This is a genomic window from Luteolibacter rhizosphaerae (assembly GCF_025950095.1).
Taxonomy (GTDB): Bacteria; Verrucomicrobiota; Verrucomicrobiia; order Verrucomicrobiales; family Akkermansiaceae; genus Haloferula; species Haloferula rhizosphaerae.
In genome coordinates this window covers 560,853-581,421 of the sequence record NZ_JAPDDR010000003.1, presented here as the reverse complement: position 1 = coordinate 581,421, position 20,569 = coordinate 560,853, and the positions used below count along the sequence as shown (strand labels likewise).

The window sequence follows — 20,569 nt, the reverse complement described above, 5'->3', positions numbered from 1 at the left end:
AGTTACCGGTTCTCACGCGATTTCTTCCGCAGCGTCAAGAACCGCCGTGATCGCCGCCCGATCAGCCGGAGGAATAACGATACGGGCCAATTCCGGGAGCGGCACCCAACACTCGCCGGCGCGGTGGGTGGCCACCGGAGGGCCTTGAGCGCAGTCGTGAAGATGTAGGGTCACGCGGTAGCGAGTAATGCCATATTTCCGCCGGTGAAGCAGAGGCAGTCCCGCCACCTCGTCCTTCCCGCGGACCGGCAGACGCCACATCCCCTCGCGCCGTCCTTTCCCCTGCTGGCACATCAGGAGGCGGCCTTGGTCGACCACGAAAAGTACATGCTCGTCGATCTCCTTGATCACCTGCTTCTTCGCCTTCACCGGCAGGGCGGAAGGCTCCCGCGTCTGGCAGAAGGCGGAAACCGGGCAGGACAGGCAATCCGGCACGCCCGGACGGCAGTGCGTCTGCCCGAGTTCCATCAGGGCGGAGTTGAAAATGCGCGGATGCTCGCGATCGAGCAGTTGTTCCGCGGTGTTCCACAGCCACTTCTGCATCGCTCCGGTGTCGACCGGATCGGCTCGATCGAAGAGCCGTGCCAGCACCCGCGCGACATTCCCATCTACCAGCGGGGCCGGCAGATCGAAGGCGAAGGAGAACAGCGCACCCGCCGTGTAGCGCCCGATCCCCGGCAGATCCAGAAGGCCCGCATGATCCCGCGGGAAGCTCCCGCCATGCTGCTGCATCACCGCGCGGGCAGACTCCCGCAGCATGCGGGCCCGGCGGTAATAACCGAGGCCCTCCCATGCCTTTAGGAGCGGCTCGTCCTCCGCAGCCGCCAAGCTGGCGACATCCGGGAACCGCTCCAGAAAGCGGGTGTAGAAGCCGCGACCCAGCACCGTGGCGATCTGTGTCTGCTGCAGCATGACCTCCGAGACCAGCACGGCATATGGATCCGTGGTGCGCCGCCATGGGTAGTCCCTCCCGTTTTGCTCGAACCACCCGCGGAGCGCGGCCCGGAACGCTTCCGGAGCATCGAGCGGGGTCTGGCGGGAGATCGGCTTGAGCACGCCCGGAGCATGGATGCGGACAGCCGGAAAGGCCAATGCACTTGATGCGAAGAGGGGAAAATCCTTGGCGCAGCGGGCTTCTTGGCGGTTCACTGCCTGCCCGTGGCCCTCACCTCGCACACCGCGCCGCTGACCACCGCCCAGGCGACACGCCTGCGGGAGGTGCTGGAGGATCGCGGCTACGAATTCGAGGAGAAGCCCTACACGCTCTACGCCGCGAAGAAGGGAAAGCTGAACGTGGCGGTCTACGCCAAGGGCCCGAAAGTGCTGATCCAAGGGAAAGACACGGAGGACTTCATCCGATTCCTGCTAGAGCCGGAGGTCTTGGGCGAGGCCAAGCTGGGCTACGAGGAGGAACTCGATCCGGAGATGTATACCCCGCACTTCGGCATCGATGAAAGCGGCAAGGGTGATTACTTCGGCCCTTTGGTGATCGCCGGGGTATATACCGACACCCCCATCGCCCGAGCCCTGAAGGCCACCGGGGTCATGGACTCGAAACGCATCGCCAGTGCCAAGCGGATACGGGATCTAGCGGCCAAGATCCGGGAAGTTCCGGGAATCGCCGTCTCGATCGTCGCCATCGGCCCGGAACGCTACAACGAGATGTTTGCTTCCTTCGGCAATCTCAACCGCCTGTTGGCATGGGGACATGCCAAGGTTATCTCGAATCTAGCGGGCCAACGGCCGGCCTGCCCGCGGGCCCTCAGCGACCAGTTCGCCCGGCCGGACGTGCTGGCCCGGGCCTTGAAGCAGCAGGGTGTGGAAATCCAACTCGACCAGCGGACCAAGGGGGAATCCGACATCGCGGTGGCTGCCGCCTCGATCCTCGCCCGCGAAAGATTCATCGACTGGATGGACAAGACTTCCACCTCCGGCGGCGTAGTGTTGCCGCTGGGGGCTTCTGCCGCGGTGGTGGATGCCGCGCGTCAGGTCATCGCAAAACACGGAATGGAGACGCTCGCAAAAGTTGCAAAACTGCATTTCAAGACGACTGCTAACGTGCGCGGTGATTCAAACACCTCTGGCATGGATTCCGCATGATTTTGGATTTTTCGCGGGACAAAGCGCCATTCCTATGGTGTCCAATCCCCGCGCCGCATTTCACCATCACACACCCGTAAAGCCATGGCTACCATCACCAAACGCGAGCTCGTCATCAAGATTTCCAACGAAACCGGCCTCACCCAACAGCAGGTGTTCGATGTGATCCAGCGCACCCTCGACTCGATCACCGATTCCCTTTCCAGTGGCGACACCGTGGTGATGCGCAATTTCGGTGCCTTCCAAGTGAAGGAGACCAAGGCCAAGATCGGCCGCAACCCGAAGGATCCGGACAAGGATGTGCCGATCCCCGCCCGCGCCGTGGTGAAGTTCAAGCCCGGCAAGGAGATGAAGGAGCAAGTGGCGCGCACGCTGCCCCTGATCCGCGAGCGGCAGAAGTGAGAGGGGAATGAGGAATTCAGAATGACGAATGTCGAATGAAGTGTGCTGAAGAGATGGCTGGCTTTCCTAACGCAGCGGAAGCCGGCCCGCTCCCTCACCGGTCATTCGACATTCGTAAATTCGTCATCCGGCATTCTTGGGTTCTTCTTCTCGCCTCCTGCGCCTATCCGGGCGGGGACTACAAGGGCTACATGACCAAGTCCTACTCGGTCCGTGGCGGGACCTATCACCCCATGGGGGTGGACCAGGCCATCTATCATGTCGAGAGCGGCACCGCCTCCTGGTACGATGAGTCGAGCTTCTTCGGCCTCAAGCGCGGCCAGACCTCGCTAGGTGAAAAGGTGATGCCTTGGCATTTGATCGCGGCTCACAAGACCTTGCCTTTGCCCTGCATGGTGGAAGTGACGAACCTGCAGAACGGGAGGTCCGTGAAATGCCGCGTGAACGATCGCGGCCCCTTCATCGGCGACCGGATCATCGACCTTTCGCCCCGCGCCGCGAAGAAGATCGGCTTCAAGGACCAAGGCCTCGCCGAAGTGGAGGTGAAGGTGCTCTCCGTGGGCGACGGCAGCTACAAGCGCAGCGCGAAGAAGAAGTGGTTCTTCGGCCTGTTCTGAGCCCGCATCAATAGGGCACGCGGTTCGGAAGGGCCATATATTCGCCTAACAGGAGCTTGGCCTCCTCACCTGCCGATTGGGCGCAGGGCACCTGCCGCTCCGCGAGGGGCAGGCTGAACTGGCGGTAGAATTCGCGATCATCGAATCCGATCGTGGCGGCATCCGTGATACTAAATCCGTAGTAAATCCTGCCGATGCGCGCCCAGTGGATCGCGCCGAGGCACATCGGGCAGGGTTCGCCGGTGGTGTGGATCTCGCAACCTTCCAAGCTGAAGCGGCCGAGGCGATCGCAGGCATCGCGGATCGCAACGACCTCGCCATGAGCCGTCGGGTCCTTGGTGGCGACCACGCGGTTACAACCCTCGCCGATGATCTCGCCATCCTTCACCACGACCGCACCGAAGGGGCCGCCGGCACCGGAGTTCATCCCGAGACGGGCGAGTTCGATGGCGCGGCGCATGAATCGGGGATCGGTGGACATGGCGGGTGCTTGCTAGCGGAATCGGCGGCGGAGCGGAAGCTCGTAGCGGGCCACATTCGAAGCTCGTCGCAAGCGGCTTCTTGCCAGGAGTTGGGACGTCCGCTAGGAAATGATAACTGATGAAGCCTCCTTCTTACCTGTTGCTTGCCTTGGCCGGGACCGGCTTGATCGCGGGCTTCGGCATCGCCCGCCTGACCGGGCCGGAGGGTGAGGCCACCGGCTCTCCTGAGAACCTGGAGACAGCGAAGGCGGGCAAGGATGGACACCGGGACAGCGCACGCGGAGCTGGTAGCGGGAAACCCAAGCTCACCTTGGTGAAACCGGCCGCTCTCCCCAAGTCCACCGACACGGTCGAGAGCCTGCTCCAGCTCAACCGCGGCCCGCTCTATGCGCGGCTCGGCCTGTGGTTGCTAGATGCCTCCGAGGAGGAAATGAGCGCCTTCTGGGACGGGTATCACACTCGGGAAGATCCGAACGACACCATCAAGGACCTGCTCTTCACGCAATGGGGGAAAAAGAATGCGGCCGGGATGCTGGAAGCAGCGAAGCGGACAGGGCACGAGGTGCCCGCCATGTGGTCATGGGCGATGAGCGATCCGCAGGGCATGCTCGCTTACATCGAAGGGAAGTCCGACATGATGCGGAACTACGGGCTGCGGGGGCTGGCCTACTTCCACCCGGAACTCGCGCAGGAGATGCTCGCCAAGGATCCGGCGCTGAAGAACACCTTCCATATTTACGAGATGGCGGAGCAGCTCTCCGGCGGTGATCCGGAGAAGGAACTCGAGTTCCTCGGCAAGTTCCCGGGCTATGATTACATGAACCGGAGCGCCCTGAAGAAGTGGGCGGCGCAGGACCCCCACCGGGCCTTTGACTGGCTCAACCAGCGTGGCGGCACAGACGACAATGGGCTTCGCAAAGAGTTCTTCAATACACTGAAGGAGGAACAGCCCGAGGTGCTGGCCAGCCTTGCGGCGGGTCTGCCGTCCGGTGCCATGCGCCGCGAGATTGAAGCGGCGGCATTCTCGCATCTTGCGAAGACGGACCCGGAGAAAGCCGCGGAAGAAGCACGGAAGATCGATACGCCGCGGCTGGCCGCGGAGCGTTTCGCCGAGCTGGGCAAATCGATGGTGGCGGAGCAACCAGAGCAGGCGCTCGCGCTTCTCCAAGAGCTCTTCGAGAAATGTCCCGACGCTTCCATGCGCAGAAGCTGGGTCCAGTATCCGGGTGGTGGAGGCGGCGGCGGGCTTGGCGTGAGCGGTGTCTCCGAGTTTCTGACCGAACTCACCGGCTGGGACCCCGGCCGGACCTTGAACGCGGTGATGGATCTGGAATCGCGGAATTCCCCTGCGGCCCAAGGGCCTTTCTATCACGGGCGGAACACGGGACCCGAACAGGTGGCACGACAGTGGGCCCGCCAGGATATGAATGGCCTCACCACGTGGACCGAAGCTCAGAATAATCCGGACCTCCGCGACATGGGCGTGGCGGCAGTATCTTACCAACTCCAGCAAGAGCGCGACTATGAAGGAGCAGCAGAATGGGCCACCCGCCTTTCACAAGAGAACCAGCGGCATAGCTCGCTGATGAACACCTTTGCCAACTGGGCGGGCAATGATCGCGAATCAGCCCGGCAGTGGTTGGATCAAGCGGAGCTTCCCGAGCAGATGCGCCAATCGCTGCAACGCTATCTCCCCCGAACCGAACCGTGAAAGCGCAAGGTCATAAGATTCTTCCCGTTCTGGTATTCGGGTTCTGCGCCGCGGCGGGCTGGATAGCGGGCCGCGACTGGGCACCTTCAGACGTGGAGGCGAGCAAGACCGGGACGATGGCGAGCAAGACCGATCGATCCCCTGCTAAAGGTGGCGAACCATCGGAGGTGACGGCCATGCTCGCCCCGCTGCGTGCAGCAGGGAACACGGAAGAACGATTGCGCGCCACCATCCAACTCGCGGACAACATCCCGCTGGCCGATATCGAGAGGTGGCTATCTTCCGGTTGGTTCAAGGGCGGCGAAGACATGCAGGCCAATCTCTTCCAGCGCAGCCTGCTGTCCCGCTGGCAGGAGGCGGATCCCGGCGGAATGCTGGAATACTGTCTCCGCAGGGATATCCGCATCACCTACGAGTTTTCCCAAGACTGGGCTAGCCGCGAGCCGGCCGCGGCTCTCGCGCTGATCGAAGGCCAGACGAATCCGCAGATGCGCAGCAGCATGCTCAGCCAGATGGGAGCAGCACTGGCAAAGGCCGATCCCCAACTCGTGCTCTCACGGATCACAGGCCTCGCCAAGCTATCCGGCGCTGACAATCAATATGAGATCCAAGGGATCTTGCATCAACTGGCGGAGTCTGCTCCCGCTTTGCTCGAAGCACAGCTCGCGACACTGCCACGGAACGCACAGGATCTCGCGCGACGCGGTCTCGCGAGATCCTCACTGCGGAAGGACTTCGCGGGAGGACTCGCCGGACTTCTGGATCAGAAAGATGGCATGCAGACCTTCGCCGAGGTGGTGGGATCCGACCAAGACCTGATGAAGAAAGTGGCAGGCGATCCGGGATCATTGCCACCCGGCTGGCTTGGTGCGGTCACATCCGGTCCCGGCAGTTACTACATGGTCCATGAGAATCCGGCCCAATGGCTCGAGACCGATCTGGCAGGACTCGGACTAAATGAGAACGAAGTGGAGAGCATCCGAAACCAAGCTCTGAGCCGGCTCGGCGGGAAGAACCCCGAGAAGTTGAAGGCCCTGATCTCAGGCGGAACTCTGAACGAGGATGAGAACCGGATTGCCGTCCAAGGTTTGGTCTTCGGTTTGGACGCCCAAGCGGCTGCGGACTGGATCGCCGGGCTCACCGACGAAGCCGAGCTCCAAGCCGCCAAGGAGGCGCTCGCTTCCAAAGCCGGTAGCAGCGATGCCGAGGAAGTGACACCCTCAAGCCTGCTTGGTGATATCGCAGCAAACGGTCGCGAAATCAGCTGGGCGGAGACCCGTCTGATCGGCAAATGGGATCGCGAGCAAATTCAGGCGCTGAACGACGGGTTCGACGCGCTGACTGCCGAACAGAAGGGAGCGGTGGCAGCCAGGTTCATCACGCGGAGGGATCGGCAGATGCCTGTGGAATTCCAAGGCAAGGCCCTCGCCTACCTGCTGGAGAATCCGGACGCCCGCCCCGCGCAGCAGGATTCGCAATCGATACGGGACAGATCCCTGGCCAACTCCGCCTGCGACCTGGCCGCCCGTTGGGCCGACCAAGATCCCACTGCCGCCGCCGCGTGGGTCACCAAACTCCCCGAGGGCACGGAGCGACTCTGGGCCGCGAAAAATCTGGCCGCACGCTGGGCGGAATATGAACCGGCTGCTGTCCAACGCTGGATCGGCAGCCTGAGCGCCAGCGAACGTGCCGAGGTGACGACCTTCATGAATTCAGGTGGGGCAATCGGCCGTTGAATGCCGCGAATCCTTGGCAAGGCCGATCCCTCGCGCATGATCTCCGCCATGACGTTCCGTCTCCTCGCCCTTGCCGGGCTCGCTGCTTGCTTCGCTTCCTGCTCCGGCCCCGCCACGGGTCCGGGCAATAGCCTGAGCCCGGACGAATGGGGCCATCGCCCGGGGCCGAAGGGCTTCGGCACGGTGATCATCGATGCCGGGCACGGCGGCAAGGACCCGGGCGCGGTCTCCCACGGCGTGCGGGAGAAGGACCTGGCGCTGGATACGGCGAAGCGTCTGCAGCGCTACCTCTCCGGCAAGGTGCGAACGGTGCTGATGCGCAGCGGAGATGAGTTCATCGATCTGGATGTCCGCGCCTCACGCGCCAGTGGCAAAAGCGGCGCGATCCTCGTGAGCCTCCACTACAACTCCAGCGGCGCGGGTATCCGCGGACCGGAGACTTACTACTGGCGCGTGGATAGCCATGGCTTGGCAACGCGGATCCAGCGCGGGATGGTGGCCGTATCGCCCTCCGAGTCCGGCAACCGCGGCATGGTCCGCCGTCGCCTGCGCCTGACGCGCAATCCGGATGTGCCCTGCGTGCTCGCGGAGATCGGCTACCTGAGCAACGCCTCGGAGGCCCGTCTCTGTGCCGACCCTGTCTACCGCGAGAAGATGGCTGCCGCACTGGCGAAGGCGATCCTGGACCAACAGGCGAACGGGGATGCCGGTACTGGGGCCCTGCCGAAGCCGATCTACGCTCCGCCGAGCCGCCCGACCGATCCGGCGGGGTCTTGATCCTGGCACCGGAGAGACTCCCGGGAGGCCAACAGAAAAGTACGAAACGGTTTTGGCATAAGGGGTATGCAAGATGGGAGGGGAACACCAAAGCCCTGAATAAAGATAGCCCCTCCGCGTTCCACCATCCGCATGAAAACGATCTCCTCTCTCTGCCTCGGGTTGTTCCTGCTCGCTCCGGCCATAGCGGAAGACGCGCCTGCCACGCTGGACCTCACGCAGCCGCCGAGCTTCAGGGAGATGACGAAGACCGGCCTGAAGTTTCCCATCCCGCCTTGGCTGGATGACCTGGCCCGCTTGAGTCCAAACGCAGGAGGCCCGGGCGGGCAGCGGGCCCCGGTTCAAGTGCCCTTCACCATGCTGAGCATGGAGGCTGAACCTTCCAGCTTCTCCCTCCGCCAAGCCGACCGCCAGAATGAAGCGATCGCGTGGAAGCTGATGCGCTGCCATTTCCCCCGCTCCGAGTGGACCGAACCCGGCGAACACTATCCGCCGAAGCTCCCGATCACGGACGAATCCCGCATCTCACTCCTCGAGCTGCGGACCAACGGGGACCCGGCGACCCTGATGCGCCAGGCGGTGGCGACGCTGAAGGTTCTGGGCGTTTCCGATGCGAAGCTGGATACGTGGATCTCCAGCGGACTCTGGCAAAACGCTCCCGAATTCACCGCCACCTACAAGGATCAGGAGCCTGCCATCACCTTCTATCTAGCGACTCCCAGCCTCAGAGCGGGCGCGCAAGGTGCCAGCCTGTCACTGACCTTGAAGTGGGGCGAACGAAAGTGAAGGTCCATCCCTTGCTGCCGGTTTCAGGCTGCGGCATCGATGTACGAGCTCAATAGTAGCAGCGCGGCCCGGACCGAATCGAGGGAGGCCGTCTCGCTGGCCGTGTGGTAGCCGGTAGTGGGAATCTGGACGGTGGTGCCGCTTACTTCGCCGTTGCTCGCGGCGATCAAACGCCCGAGTTCGGTGCGCCCGAGCGAGAGCTTCCTTACCCGGGTTTCATTGAGCGCGTCGACGTAGGCATCTTTATAAGTGCAGGTGATGCCGAGTGCGGCACAACGCTCGCCGATCTCCGCGGTGATGCCGGGCGCAAAGGAAGCACTGGCATCCTTCCGGCGCAGGACCAAGTGCTGCGCCTCGGCCGATTCCCGCGTGGGATAGGGGCTGGTATCGAGGACGATGAGCCGTTGGGTGCGGATCTGTTCGCGGAGAAACCAGGCGTGGGCATAGCGCCAACTGCGACCGGCTTCCTCCTGGGCAGTGAAAAGCGCGGTGCCACGGAAGCCGCGGCGGAAGAGGAAGACCAGCAGCGCCACCGATACCACATTGTCGAGCTGCGCGGAGATGCACCCGTTCTGTCGTGTTAGCCGGTCGAGGAAGGACACCGGTGTGCCCGGCTGCAGGAAGCCCAAACCGTCGATCTCGAAGATCAGGTTGTTCCGATAGGGGCAGACATAGGAGCGGGTGATGACCCCCTGGCCCAGGTAGGTGCCGCTGTAGGGCATGTGCGCCTGCACCCGCTGGCCGGCAAAGCGATTCTGGATCAGGCCGAGCATTTGCTCGGAGACCGAGTCGCCGGTTTGTTCGCTGCGGTTCGCTGCGAGGAAGGCGGAGTACTGGAACTCGTTCGGGCCGGTGCAAACCAGGCCGTGGCGATCGGCATGTGCGGAGAGGATCAGGCTATCCGGATCTCTTCCTTGGGCGACCAGAAGACCCTGATAGTAGGTGAGCTTTACCCCCAGCTCCTGAAGCTCCCGCGTGAGGACGCGAAAGAAGGAGTCCTCCGCCCCTGTGACCGAGGGTTCGCGGACGAGGTTCCTTAGCAGATCGAGGAAGTCGTCGAGCTCGGCGGGATCAAGTGACATGGGACGCGGAAGCTCTAGCAGCACGAATGCCCTCTGCGAAGGATGTTCAGTGCTCCGGCCGACCCGGTGGGACGAGGGGAGAATCCGCTCCAAACAGGCCTCTGTCACCGATCCGCTCTTGGCGAGCGCCTCTCCCTCCGTAAACTTCCCGCATGCCGGACGACGAAGCCACCACGCCCCACGACGAGTTGCTCCGGGCGGTGGAGGCGGAGGATCTGAGCGCGGTCCGGGCGCTGGCCGAGGAGACCCACTACGCGGACCTCGCGAAGGCTTATCAGGAGCTCGATGAAGAGAAGCACCCGGTCTTCCTGAAGACGATCGGCCCCGCGCTGGCGGCGGACATGATCGTGGAGCTGCCTGACTCCCTGATCGAGGAGGCGCTGGATGCCTTCAGCCCCTCGGAGTTGAAGGTGCTCTTCCGCGAACTCTCGGATGACGACCGCGTGGACGTCCTGCAGGACGTGGGCGACGAGGCGCGGCTGCGCTTCCTGGGCCTGCTGGGTCCGGAGGATGAAGAGCTGACCCGCTCGCTGCTGAAGTACGACCACGACACGGCGGGCGGGCGCATGACTACCCGGATCGGCCGGATCTTCCTGAACCAGACCGTGAAGCAGGCGATCGAGATGCTGCGCCGGGGCCAGGAATCCACGGAGACGCTCAGCCGGATCTTCGTGGTGGATGACAAAGGCCGTCTGATGGGCAAGCTGCGCTTCCGCGATCTGGCCTTCAACACCTGGGATACTCCGGTGCGCGATATCATGCGCGAGATCGGACCGGAGCGCGTGCTGGCGACCGCGGACCAGGAAGAAGCGGCGAACATGCTGCTCAAGTATGACCTGATCGCGCTGCCGGTCGTGGATGAATTCGACCACCTCCTCGGCATCATCACCCACGATGACGCGATGGAGATCATGCAGGAGGAAAGCACCGAGGACATCGAAAAGATCGCGGGTATCGGTGGCGAGCAATCGGAGGAAACCTATCTCAATACCACGATCCTCACGCAGTTCCGCCGCCGGGCGGGATGGCTCACCGGGCTGGCATTCGTTTCGATCCTGTCGGGCTATGTGATGATGCGCTTCGGCACGGTACTGAGCCAGGTTTTCATCCTCTCGCTGTTCCTGCCGATGGTGGTGGCCGCGGGCGGCAACACCGGCGGGCAGGCCTCCACGATGGTGATCCGGGCGATGTCTCTGGGCGAGATCGACCCGGGATCGGCGTGGCGCGTGGCGTGGAAGGAACTGCGGACGGGCTTCTTCCTGGGGACCTTGCTGGGCACCTGCATGGCGCTCTTCACGGTGCTGCTGCTGCCCTTCTTCCACTTCAACTTGCCGGGCGGGATGAGCTTGGCGAAGGTGGCGCTTGCGGTGGCGATCGCGCTCACCACCCAGGTCACTTCCGCCACCTTCCTCGGCTCGCTGCTGCCACTGGGGGCACGAGCCGCAAAACTCGACCCCGCCGTCGTTTCCGCGCCCGCCATCGCGGCGATCGTGGACGTCTCCGGGATGGTGATCTACTTTAGCGTGGCCCGGGCCATTCTCGGATTATGAAAGACCTCAAGGATGGCATCCGCGCCCACGTGCGGCTCGACTGGATGAACCGCGTGCACAAGCGGTTCCGCGGCACCGATGCCGACAAGCGCTATGCGAACGAGGTGGCGGTACTAAAGGTGCTGGAAGAACGCGGCTGCGACTACGTACCGAAGGTACTGGAGGAGTATCCGGAGGAGCTCTACTTCGTCTCCACCGGCTGCGGCAAACCGGCGGACACGATCAGCAGGGAGCGCTCGGACCAGCTTTTCGCGGACCTCGAAAGAGACTACGGCGTGCGGCACCTCGATGCCGAACCGCGCAACATCACCTACGACACCCGCGCGGGCCGCTTCTGTATCATCGATTTCGAGCTAGCGGAGATCCTGCCGGATCCGAAGGCCGGCGCTTGAGCAATCACGGTTCAGGTTTCGCCGATATCCTCGTTCCACACGGTCGGATTGGCCTCGATGAAGGTGCGCATGAGCTGGATGCACTTCTCGCTCTGCACGACCTCGATCTCCACGCCGCGGCTCTTCAGAAGTTCCTCCTCGCCCATGAAGGTCTGGTTCTCGCCGATCACCACCTTCGGAATGCCGTAGAGCAGGATCGCGCCCGAGCACATCGGACAGGGCGAGAGCGTGGTGTAGAGCGTGCACTCGCGGTAGATGTGCGCGGGCAGACGGCCGGCGTTCTGGAGGGCATCCATCTCGCCATGTAGCACGGGGTTACCCTGCTGCATGCGGCGGTTGTGACCGCGACCGAGGATGATCCCCTGACGGACGAGGACGCTGCCGATGGGGATTCCTCCTTCGGCGAGTCCTGCCGAGGCTTCCGCGATGGCGGCTTGAAGAAACGGGTCCATGTGCGTTATAGTTCGGCCTGCCCTACACGCCTCCGGTTGCCCCCGGCACGGCGTCTGCTGGATCACCCTGCCCTCAGCGAATCTCATGCCTAAAGTAAGACTTTCTGGAACCGTCCGCGGAACCGACGATCCGGGACGGGAAGTGCGTGCACGCCTGCTCTACCTGCTGTTTAGCAAAGGTTGGGATATCTACAATTCCAACGGCGACCAGCGCATCACGCTTTCAAACATCGAGCGCAAGATCATCGAGTCCGAGGCCTTCGTGTTCACTCCCGGCGCGACGCTGGAAGACATGTTCAAGGCGATCTCGATCTTCGTGGGCTACCAGACGATCGACCGGAATCTGGCCGGCAAGCCGACCGTGATCCTGAATACCGATGGATCCTGGAACCCCTTCTTCGCGGTGCTGGACCACCTCAACCGGATGGGAACGATCAAGCAGGACCACCGGGATTTCCTGCTGGCCGCCGAGCACCCGGAGGGGGTTCTCGATACCTTGGAAATGGTCCGCATGAAGGGCCTGCCGGATGCCGGACGCGAGAAGATCGGAGAGAGCAAGGCCACCTCATTCGAAGAGCCGGTGCCCGACGACTATATCGCGAATGTCTGCGTCTTTTGCTCCGCTACCTTGGAAGAACCTTTCTATCTGGCGGATGGCGAGTCGCTCGGCCGCCAGCTGGCGGAGAACAAGATGGGCTGCGTATCCGGTGCCGGGCGCTCCGGGATCATGGGTGCGGTGGTCGAGGGATCCGTGGGTGCGGGCGGCTGGACCGCCGGCTCCAACGTGCCGCACATCATCGAGCTCGAAGGCCTTCCCGACGGGCTCTCCAGCTTCTGGCTCCGCCCCGACATTTACACCCGCATGGAGGTGATGATCGAGAACTCGGACGCTTTCGTTATTTTCCCCGGTGGCGCGGGCACCGTGCAGGAGCTGCTGGCACTGATGATCTTCAAGCGCCAGAAGAACCCGCTGATGACCGGCAAACCGGTGGTTCTGTTCAATCGGCTCAACCCGGCTGGAGTTCGCTTCTGGGATCCCCTGATCGGACTCCTCAAGACCTTCTGCGACCCGGGCGACTTCGCGATCGCCGAGACGCTGGATGAGATCCTGCCCGCTATCCGGTCCGGTCTGGTGGAGAAACAGCCCGCAGGTGCGTGATTTCTCCGGGGAAACTTCGTGGAAAGCAGCGTTGCGGGCATCCGTAAGAAGTGGCACAATTTCAACGGATGAAGGACATTTCAGGGAGCTCCCGGCTTGGTCGGCCGCTGCATCTTGCACTACGGTTTTGCTGCCTCGCGGCGTCGGCACTGGCTCTGAGTCAGTGCGCTACCGACTACACCCTCGTCACTGACAAGCCCGAGGAGTCGCTGCGCCGGGAAACCTTCGGCTACCGGAAATGGGTGAAGCCGGAGAGCGAGCCGAACGTGGTGGTGATCGGCATCCATGGCTTCTGCGGAGCCGCGATCGATTACGAGAATCTCGGCAAGCGGATGCTCAAGGAGCAGCCCAAGACGGCTGTCTACGCCTACGAGGTCCGAGGCCAAGGCAAGGACCCGCTGAAAGAGCGCCGCGGTGATATCGATGACCCTCAGGAGTGGTACAAGGATCTGACCCGCTTCACCGAGATGGTGCGCGAGAAGCACCCGAAGGCGAAGGTTATCTGGTTCGGCGAGAGCATGGGCGCCCTGATCGCTTCCCACACCTACCGCCTGAACGCCGCCGAAGGAAAGCGGCCGCCCTGCGATGCGCTGGTGCTGTCCTCTCCGGTCGTGAAGTTCCGGGACGACTTCCCGCAGTGGAAAAAGGATCTGGTCCGCCAGATGGCCAATGTGGCTCCGATGGCCCGGCTTTCCCTCGAGACTCTGGCCGGCGGCCAAGAGGTCCAGATGACCCACGACACAATCCACTCGGAACAGGCGGAGACGAACTCCTGGCACATCGACAAGCACACGCTGCGCCTGCTGGTGACGCTCGGCGAGCTGATCGACGGCATGCCGGACTGCGCCAAGACCTTTGCCGTGCCCACCTTGGTCCTCCACGGTGACAAGGACTTCTTCAGCCGCACGGAGGATGTGAAGGACTTCTTCGGCAATATCCCGGACAAGAAGACCCGGCAGATGAAACTCTATCCGGACTCCTACCATCTGCTGATGTACGATAAGAAGAAGGAGCAGGTGATCACGGACGTGGAGCGCTGGATCAGCGCGCTGCCGAAAAAGAAGAAGTGATCGACCCGCCGATCATCGCTTTCCTCGATGATCGCAGCAGGTGAATCGATGGAATGAGTTCACCCGGGGCCGGGTATGCTATCGCTGTGAACGAAGAGACCAATGCCAAGGCTTGGGCCGAGCTGCATCTCATGAGGCAGCGGCTCGCCTCGCTCGAGCAGCATCATGCCGCCGAGCTGGCCACGCTGAGGTTGCGTCTCTCCGAGCTGGAATCGCTTCTTTCCCCCGCGCTTGAATCCGCTTCTGTCGTGGCGGAGGAGGTCGCGCCGGTGCCCGTGACGATCGCCAAGCCGGCATACCGTCCCATGGAAACGGTGCAACCCGCGAGTCCGCCGCCGTACCCCGCCCCCGCTGCGGAGCGGAAGCCCGCCGAACGCGCGCCGCTGGAGCTACGCTTCGGTCGGGTTTGGTTGGTACGGATCGGTATCGCCCTGCTCCTCACCGGCTTCGTGCTGCTTGGCAACTTCGCCTATCAGAATTGGATCCGCGACTTGCCGCCGGGCATCCGTCTCGCGGCTCTCTATCTCGGATCGCTAGCCCTCTCCGGTGCAGGAGTTCACTACGCGAAACGCGAGAACTTGAGGCGCTTCGGCGAGGTGCTGCTCGCGGGAGGACTCGCTTTCTTCTACTGGTGCACCTTCGCCTCCCACCATGTAGCACGCCTGCAGGTGGTGGATTCGCCCGTGATCGCCGGAGCCATGCTGCTGGCCGTGGCAGGCGGGATCGTCGCGATCGCCTTGCGCCGCGATTCCCGCGCGGTGGCGGTGATGGGCCTGCTCTTCGCCTCTTATGCGACCGTGCTGCAACCTTTGGGATGGCTCTCGACGGCATCCAACCTCGTACTCGCCATCGCGGGTATTGGCCTGATGACCCGCCGCGAATGGGGCGCGCCCGGAATCGTGGCGATGGCGGGAACCTACCTCTCCTTCCTCTGGTGGCAGACGGCGGGGGCAGCGGGCGGCCCGCAGCATGATGCAGCGGCTCTCTACTTTCTGCCGCCGGTTTGGGCAGTGTTCGCCCTGCCTGGAATCACCGGCATCACCCGGTATTTCCCGGGCCTATCGGCACAAGCTCGCGGCTGGTTCCTGACGATCAACAACGGTGCTTTCTTCGCCCTCTTCAGCGCGGTCTGGATCGAGCAAAAAGGAAGTGCCGACTACTGGATGGTGCCGGCGGTCTTCGGATTCCTGCTCGCGACGATGGGGGTCCTTGCCCGCCGTAGCGACCGAGCGAGCGGTGAGTCGCAGCTCGCCCAAGGTCTGGTAGCCCTGACTCTGGCGATGGTTCTCAAGTTGGAGGGAGACACGCTTGCGATCGGCCTCGCGGTCCAAGCGCTGCTGACCGCAATCGCCTATGCCCGCTACGGTGGCCGAGTCGAGCTCGTCGCATCGTCCCTCGCCGCGCTCGCGGGAGCACTTTATCTGATCCTATGGTCGGGACTCGGCCGGGAGATCGCGGATTGGAACCGGGCGCTCGCCGCGTTTCTGATCATGAGTTCCGTGGCTCCGCTCTATCTGGGGTGGCAACGCCACGGACCGGCATGGGAGGCGGGCCAACCTGCAAGGGCCGCAACCTCGCTCTCTCTTGCCGCGGGAAGCTTGGCTCTCCTGCTGGGCTGGTGCCTGTACTTGGAAGACGGCACCCGCTATCTCTGCGTGCTCGGCATCGGCACCGCGATGAGCGCGGCAGCGCTGCTTCTCGATCGACAAGGCCGGCTGCGGGAACTCGGAACATGGTCGCTGGTCTTCCACGCTGCCGCCCTGCTGTTGATCGTGCAGGCCCATCCCTTTTCCTGGATCCGCGAGAAGACGATGCTCGCCGGATGGTGGCCCGCGACGGCCTTGCTCATGGGCGTCGCGGGCCACTGGCTCTGGGTCCACCGGGCACCGGCACGGAGGGAAGACGATAAGTTCCCTATCGCCGACTTCTCCGCCATTGTCACCGCCTCGATCATCGTCGTCGCACTTCACACGCTGGTCATCCCGCTGGATCTAACTACCGGCGGGCGCATGCTGGTGTCCGGTCTGATCGCGATCGCCTTGGCCGCGGGTGGCCGCTTCCTTCTTGTTAGTCCGCTCTTGATCGCGGCCTCCGTGTTCTTCCTCGGGGAGATCGTATTCCTCCAAGTCAGCTCGTCTCCTATCCCGTGGCCGGCGGAGTTCCTCCCTCTTTTGATCGCAGGCGGGATCACGTGGATCGCCTACCGCCCTCAACGATATGACATCAGTGATCTGGCCGCCGCGGCCGCGCGCACTCTCGCCGTGCTCTCTTGGATCGCGGCATGGGTGAGCCTGGCTCCGGATGCATGGGCCGATGTGATCGCGGCGAGCTCCCTTCTCCTCCTGCTGGCCCCCGGATCTCTGGGACGCGGCAGGCTTCCGGAAGCTTGGGCCTTGGTTGGCGTGGCCATGGCTTGGCTGGCCGCAAGGATGGCGACCGCACCATGGCATGCCATGGACACACCTCCTTCCGCAGAGGGCTGGATGGTGGCGATCACCTTGCTGACCATCCCCTTCGTGGCGAGGCTCCCGCAGCCGGATTGGCGCAACATCCGCCCGCTGGTGATCATGGCCGGTGCCGCGTTGCTGGCGGCTTGGTGCACGCAAACCATGGTCTGGCACCTTGGGTGGAAGCCGGTGGCCATTGCATGGACCGTCCTCGGATTCACGATGGTGTCCGCCGGACTCTGGCAGAAGGTGGCGGCTCTGCGTCACGTCGGCTTCGCCCTGTTAGGCTTCGCGGTGCTCAAGCTCTTCGTGGTGGACGTATGGGACTTCGCAACCTTCTTCCGCGTGACCGCCTTCCTTTCGCTCGGCGTGGCGCTGGTGGTGCTTGGCTTCTTCTACAATCGCTTCGCGGACGTGCTGAAGAAGCTCTTGGACTCCCGCGAGATCTGAAGGGCGCAGGCCTCAATCAACTCCCTGCCTTGCTGCGGTTTGAGCCCGCGTAATGTCCATGATCAGCCTCCAAGCTGCAAAGACCGAAAACACACTTAGGGAAATATAGAGATGATCCAGCAGACCCGGCGCCGCAGGTGAGTTGGCTCCCTGAATCACACCGATGACCAATCCGAAAAGTGTTCCTCCCAGCTGTGTGGCCCACCATAGGGCTACGCCTCCGCTACCGGTGGACACGCGGGTGATCTGCGCCATCGCCTTGCAAGGGAGGAAGAAGTTTACCACCGGGATGAAGTAGGAGCCGACCGCCATGGCCGGTGAAACGGTCATCCCGGCTGGCGACATGCGGGCGGCATTCCACGCCGCACGGTATTTCCAGATCAGGTAAGGGATCACACTACCAAGCCCCAAAAGGATCATTGCCCCCTCAAGGAGGGGCGGGCCTTCAAGATAGTAAGTGTCGTGCAAACTCAACGCCTGAGGCATCATGAATGCCCTGAGGAGATGATCGGCCACCGCTAGGGCGGTGGAGCCCACGAACATCCAAAGCGCCGCGAGTGCCAGAAACCTCACCGGCAGAAGACCCTGCGTGGTGGGCAGGGGCAAGGGCGGCGGGGCGGACTTCGGAACTTGATAAGGATTCTCCACGCGAGCCCATGCCGCCCGGCAGGGCTCGTGGAGTCAAGGCCTCACTTCACCGGCTCCTTATCGAGCTGGAAGGCATCGTGGACGGCACGGGCAGCGTCCTCGATCCGGGTCTCTTCCACCGTCACGGCGATCTTGATCTCGGAGGTGGAGATCATGCCGATGTTGATGCCGGCTTCACCGAGCGCCTTGAACATGGTGGCGGCGACACCCGAGTGGGAGCGCATGCCGATGCCCACGGCAGAAAGTTTCGCGATGCCTGCCTCGGTCTCGATCTTCGCATCCGGGCTGATCTCCGCGAGCACGAGCTTGAGCGCGGCCTGGGCCTTGCCGAGGTCGTTCGAGTGCATCGTGAACGAGTGGCGGGCGCGATCGTCGTGAGCGATGTTCGACACGATCATGTCGAGATTGATCTCCGCCTCGCCGAGGGCACCGAGGATCTTGCCGGACATGCCGGGGACATCCGGGATACCGGTGATGGTGACGCGGGCTTGGGAGCGCTCGATCGAGACTCCGCGGATGACGACGTTTTCCATGGCAGGATGTTCTTCGCGCACCAAGGTGCCCGGGTTATCATTGAGAGAGGAGCGGACTTCAAAGACGACGCCGTACTTCTTGGCGAACTCGACCGAGCGGGACTGCATCACCTTCGATCCGGACGAGGCCATTTCAAGCATTTCGTCATAGGAGATCTCCGGCAGCTTGCGGGCGTTCTTCACGATCCGCGGATCGCAGGTGTAAACGCCATCCACATCCGTGAGGATCTGGCAGACATCCGCCTTCAGCGCTGCGGCGACGGCGATGGCGGTGAGGTCCGAACCACCGCGGCCGAGCGTGTGGATCATGCCCTCCGGCGTGACACCCTGGAAACCGGCCACGACGAGGGTCTTCCCCTCGTCCAGCGAACGGCGCATGAAATCCGGCGTGATGTCCTGGATGCGGCCGCGGGTGTGCGAGCCGGTGGTATAGATGCCAGCTTGGCGACCGGTGACGGAGACTGCTTCCACTCCGGCTTCGTGGAGCGCCATCGTCACGAGGGCGATCGATTGCTGCTCGCCGGTGGCCAGCAGCACGTCCATCTCGCGCTCGGCGGGAGTCTCGTTGAACTCCTTGGCCATCTTGATCAGGCCATCGGTAATGCCGGACATGGCGGACACCACGGCGACGACCTGGTTGCCCTCGTCACGGGTGCGTTTCACGCGTGCGGCGACGTTGCGCATGCGATCGATGGAGCCGACGGAAGTGCCGCCGTATTTTTGGACGATAAGGGCCATGGCCAGTGCGGGCCGGGAGTGAAGGGGAGCGCCCCGGGGATGGCAAGCCCGCGGTGGGGCAGCAGGCGGGGGGGAAGGCCCATTTGATTTGAATTATCTGAAATTCCAGATATGCGAGCTTCCCACCCGATGAACTACCGGCCTTCCCGCGGACTGATTTTCTGCCTCGTCCCGCTCCTCGCCATCGGCGGGACCGGAGCTTGGGCATGGAACAAGGCAAACCATGAACCCCTGAGCGAGCGGGCCCAAGGAGACTTTCTCGCGCTGGCGAAGAGGACGCCGCGCGAGCCTGCCGCAGAGGACACGCCGGCCGCCCGGAAGGCCTTCCGGGAAGGATGTGCCGCAATGAAGGAGAAGATGCTCGGCGAGTTCCCCGGGCTGCGGATCGAGAAGAAGCCGGTGCCGGATGAGGCGAATGCTTTTCTCCTTCTCCATCAACTCGGGAAGATGCCGGAGGAGAGCCGACCGAAGATCAGCGATTCCCTGCGAGCCTTGATCGAAGGGAAGGAGCCTTGGGATCTCGAGAAGGCCAAGGCCGGTCTGGCGGAGAGTGGGGAACTGCTGGCACTCGCGGAGAAGATCGCCGCGATGCCTGAACGATCCAGCACCGGCATGCCGGAGGACTACAACGGCTTCGTTTCCGCGCGCCCGGCTAAGGAATTGTTCGACCTCCTGTTGCTGAAAGGTCGGATCGCGGCAGAAGAAGGAGACGAGGCCGAAGCGCTCCGACTGATCACGGCAACCGGAAACATGAGTGCCCATTTCCGCGGAATCGAAGAGAGGACCCTGCTCTCCGAGACCGTCGCCATCCTGACCGACTTGAACCGGATGAACTCCAGCTTCGAGCACCTTCTTCCCAGTCTAGGGCCCGGGGTGGACCTTGCGCGCTGGAAGGAGAACTTCGCGACCCAAGCTTACACTCCCGCGGACTTCGCGGAGGCGATGAAGGGTGAGTGGAATATCATGTCCGAATACTTCCTCTACCCCGCCATCTTGAGACAGAAGCCAGCCGATGGGGAAAAGGTTGCACGTTTTCACGCGGCCAACTTCGACAAACTGGTGGCCGAGCTGCCGGGAACAAACTGGCAGGATTTCGCGAGCAATGGCTGCCACTCGCTCCAAGACGGCATGGATGAATTCAGCGGGAAGAGCTTGGAGATCGCCGAAGCCTTTTACATCGGCACACCGGCTTGGCACAAAGGCTACTTGCGAGCTGCCTCCGTGGTGGCAATTCATCAAGCCGCGCTGGACCTGCTGATCCTCGAGCAGAATGGCGAGACGCTGACGTCGCAATCGATCTCGAGACTCAGCCCGGATCCCGTGAGCGGGAAAGCCTATCGATTCGATGTCGCGACGCGAACCTTGCTACCGCCTGAGGAGATCGTGGCGGCCGATGTGAAACCGGTGAAGCTGCCTTGGTGACGAGGATGTCGCGTT

Annotated in this window: 19 protein-coding genes; 13 read left to right on the top strand and 6 right to left on the bottom strand. The window is 63.0% G+C overall.

Annotated elements, in window-relative coordinates; genetic code table 11:
- Positions 1 to 12 precede the first annotated feature (12 nt).
- Positions 13 to 1,056: an A/G-specific adenine glycosylase gene (locus OJ996_RS08145; protein WP_264513045.1), complete on the bottom strand. Its 1,044-nt coding sequence runs from the start codon at positions 1,054 to 1,056 to the stop codon at positions 13 to 15.
- A gap of 102 nt (positions 1,057 to 1,158) precedes the next feature.
- Between OJ996_RS08145 and rnhC the strand changes: the two genes are divergently transcribed.
- From rnhC to OJ996_RS08130, 3 genes are all read left to right on the top strand, one after another.
- On the top strand, positions 1,159 to 2,100 hold the full coding sequence (gene rnhC, locus OJ996_RS08140; RefSeq protein WP_264513044.1) for a ribonuclease HIII: 942 nt from the start codon (positions 1,159 to 1,161) through the stop codon (positions 2,098 to 2,100).
- Between the two features lie 84 nt (positions 2,101 to 2,184).
- Positions 2,185 to 2,502: an HU family DNA-binding protein gene (locus OJ996_RS08135; RefSeq protein WP_264513043.1), complete on the top strand. Its 318-nt coding sequence runs from the start codon at positions 2,185 to 2,187 to the stop codon at positions 2,500 to 2,502.
- A gap of 53 nt (positions 2,503 to 2,555) precedes the next feature.
- Entirely contained in the window at positions 2,556 to 3,119 is a 564-nt protein-coding gene (locus OJ996_RS08130; protein ID WP_264513042.1) for a septal ring lytic transglycosylase RlpA family protein, read from the top strand.
- A 7-nt stretch (positions 3,120 to 3,126) separates the two neighbouring features.
- On the opposite strand, the gene OJ996_RS08125 is transcribed toward OJ996_RS08130, so the two are convergent.
- Complete coding sequence (locus tag OJ996_RS08125) at positions 3,127 to 3,600, bottom strand: nucleoside deaminase (RefSeq protein WP_264513041.1); 474 nt, start codon at positions 3,598 to 3,600, stop codon at positions 3,127 to 3,129.
- Between the two features lie 119 nt (positions 3,601 to 3,719).
- Here OJ996_RS08125 and OJ996_RS08120 point away from each other — a divergent pair, with 119 nt between their 5' ends.
- The 4 genes from OJ996_RS08120 to OJ996_RS08105 all read left to right on the top strand — a co-directional run bounded on the left by OJ996_RS08120 (position 3,720) and on the right by OJ996_RS08105 (position 8,611).
- Positions 3,720 to 5,312: a hypothetical protein gene (locus OJ996_RS08120; RefSeq protein WP_264513040.1), complete on the top strand. Its 1,593-nt coding sequence runs from the start codon at positions 3,720 to 3,722 to the stop codon at positions 5,310 to 5,312.
- The gene (locus OJ996_RS08115) at positions 5,309 to 7,048 is read left to right on the top strand and encodes a hypothetical protein (RefSeq protein WP_264513039.1); all 1,740 of its coding nucleotides are present in this window, start codon (positions 5,309 to 5,311) and stop codon (positions 7,046 to 7,048) included. Before OJ996_RS08120 ends, OJ996_RS08115 begins: the two co-directional genes overlap by 4 nt.
- A gap of 48 nt (positions 7,049 to 7,096) precedes the next feature.
- Positions 7,097 to 7,825, top strand: a complete 729-nt coding sequence (locus tag OJ996_RS08110) for an N-acetylmuramoyl-L-alanine amidase family protein (RefSeq protein WP_264513038.1) — start codon at positions 7,097 to 7,099, stop codon at positions 7,823 to 7,825.
- A gap of 132 nt (positions 7,826 to 7,957) precedes the next feature.
- Positions 7,958 to 8,611 carry a hypothetical protein gene (locus tag OJ996_RS08105; RefSeq protein WP_264513037.1) on the top strand — a complete coding sequence of 218 codons (654 nt, stop codon included), beginning with the start codon at positions 7,958 to 7,960 and terminating at the stop codon, positions 8,609 to 8,611.
- Between the two features lie 23 nt (positions 8,612 to 8,634).
- Here OJ996_RS08105 and OJ996_RS08100 read toward each other — a convergent pair whose 3' ends face one another.
- Complete coding sequence (locus tag OJ996_RS08100; protein ID WP_264513036.1) at positions 8,635 to 9,693, bottom strand: hypothetical protein; 1,059 nt, start codon at positions 9,691 to 9,693, stop codon at positions 8,635 to 8,637.
- A 152-nt stretch (positions 9,694 to 9,845) separates the two neighbouring features.
- On the opposite strand from OJ996_RS08100, the gene mgtE reads away from it, so the two are divergent.
- Together mgtE and OJ996_RS08090 are read left to right on the top strand one after the other, a co-directional pair.
- The gene (mgtE, locus tag OJ996_RS08095; RefSeq protein WP_264513035.1) at positions 9,846 to 11,243 is read left to right on the top strand and encodes a magnesium transporter; all 1,398 of its coding nucleotides are present in this window, start codon (positions 9,846 to 9,848) and stop codon (positions 11,241 to 11,243) included.
- Positions 11,240 to 11,635 carry a protein kinase family protein gene (locus tag OJ996_RS08090; protein ID WP_264513034.1) on the top strand — a complete coding sequence of 132 codons (396 nt, stop codon included), beginning with the start codon at positions 11,240 to 11,242 and terminating at the stop codon, positions 11,633 to 11,635. The genes mgtE and OJ996_RS08090 overlap by 4 nt, the downstream gene beginning before the upstream one ends.
- 11 nt (positions 11,636 to 11,646) lie before the next feature.
- Here OJ996_RS08090 and OJ996_RS08085 read toward each other — a convergent pair whose 3' ends face one another.
- A complete protein-coding gene (locus OJ996_RS08085) occupies positions 11,647 to 12,087 on the bottom strand; it encodes a nucleoside deaminase (RefSeq protein WP_264513033.1) in 441 nt (146 codons plus the stop codon).
- Between the two features lie 85 nt (positions 12,088 to 12,172).
- Between OJ996_RS08085 and OJ996_RS08080 the strand changes: the two genes are divergently transcribed.
- The 3 genes from OJ996_RS08080 to OJ996_RS08070 all read left to right on the top strand — a co-directional run bounded on the left by OJ996_RS08080 (position 12,173) and on the right by OJ996_RS08070 (position 17,213).
- Positions 12,173 to 13,246: an LOG family protein gene (locus tag OJ996_RS08080; RefSeq protein ID WP_264513032.1), complete on the top strand. Its 1,074-nt coding sequence runs from the start codon at positions 12,173 to 12,175 to the stop codon at positions 13,244 to 13,246.
- Between the two features lie 68 nt (positions 13,247 to 13,314).
- The gene (locus tag OJ996_RS08075; RefSeq protein ID WP_264513031.1) at positions 13,315 to 14,316 is read left to right on the top strand and encodes an alpha/beta fold hydrolase; all 1,002 of its coding nucleotides are present in this window, start codon (positions 13,315 to 13,317) and stop codon (positions 14,314 to 14,316) included.
- A gap of 86 nt (positions 14,317 to 14,402) precedes the next feature.
- Positions 14,403 to 17,213, top strand: a complete 2,811-nt coding sequence (locus OJ996_RS08070) for a DUF2339 domain-containing protein (protein WP_264513030.1) — start codon at positions 14,403 to 14,405, stop codon at positions 17,211 to 17,213.
- Positions 17,214 to 17,225: 12 nt separating this feature from the next.
- Here the strand turns inward: OJ996_RS08070 and OJ996_RS08065 are convergent, their stop codons facing one another.
- Positions 17,226 to 17,819: a DUF4328 domain-containing protein gene (locus tag OJ996_RS08065; protein WP_264513029.1), complete on the bottom strand. Its 594-nt coding sequence runs from the start codon at positions 17,817 to 17,819 to the stop codon at positions 17,226 to 17,228.
- A gap of 83 nt (positions 17,820 to 17,902) precedes the next feature.
- Positions 17,903 to 19,132: an aspartate kinase gene (locus OJ996_RS08060; protein ID WP_264513028.1), complete on the bottom strand. Its 1,230-nt coding sequence runs from the start codon at positions 19,130 to 19,132 to the stop codon at positions 17,903 to 17,905.
- A 129-nt stretch (positions 19,133 to 19,261) separates the two neighbouring features.
- Between OJ996_RS08060 and OJ996_RS08055 the strand changes: the two genes are divergently transcribed.
- Entirely contained in the window at positions 19,262 to 20,554 is a 1,293-nt protein-coding gene (locus OJ996_RS08055; protein WP_264513027.1) for a hypothetical protein, read from the top strand.
- Positions 20,555 to 20,569 lie beyond the last annotated feature (15 nt).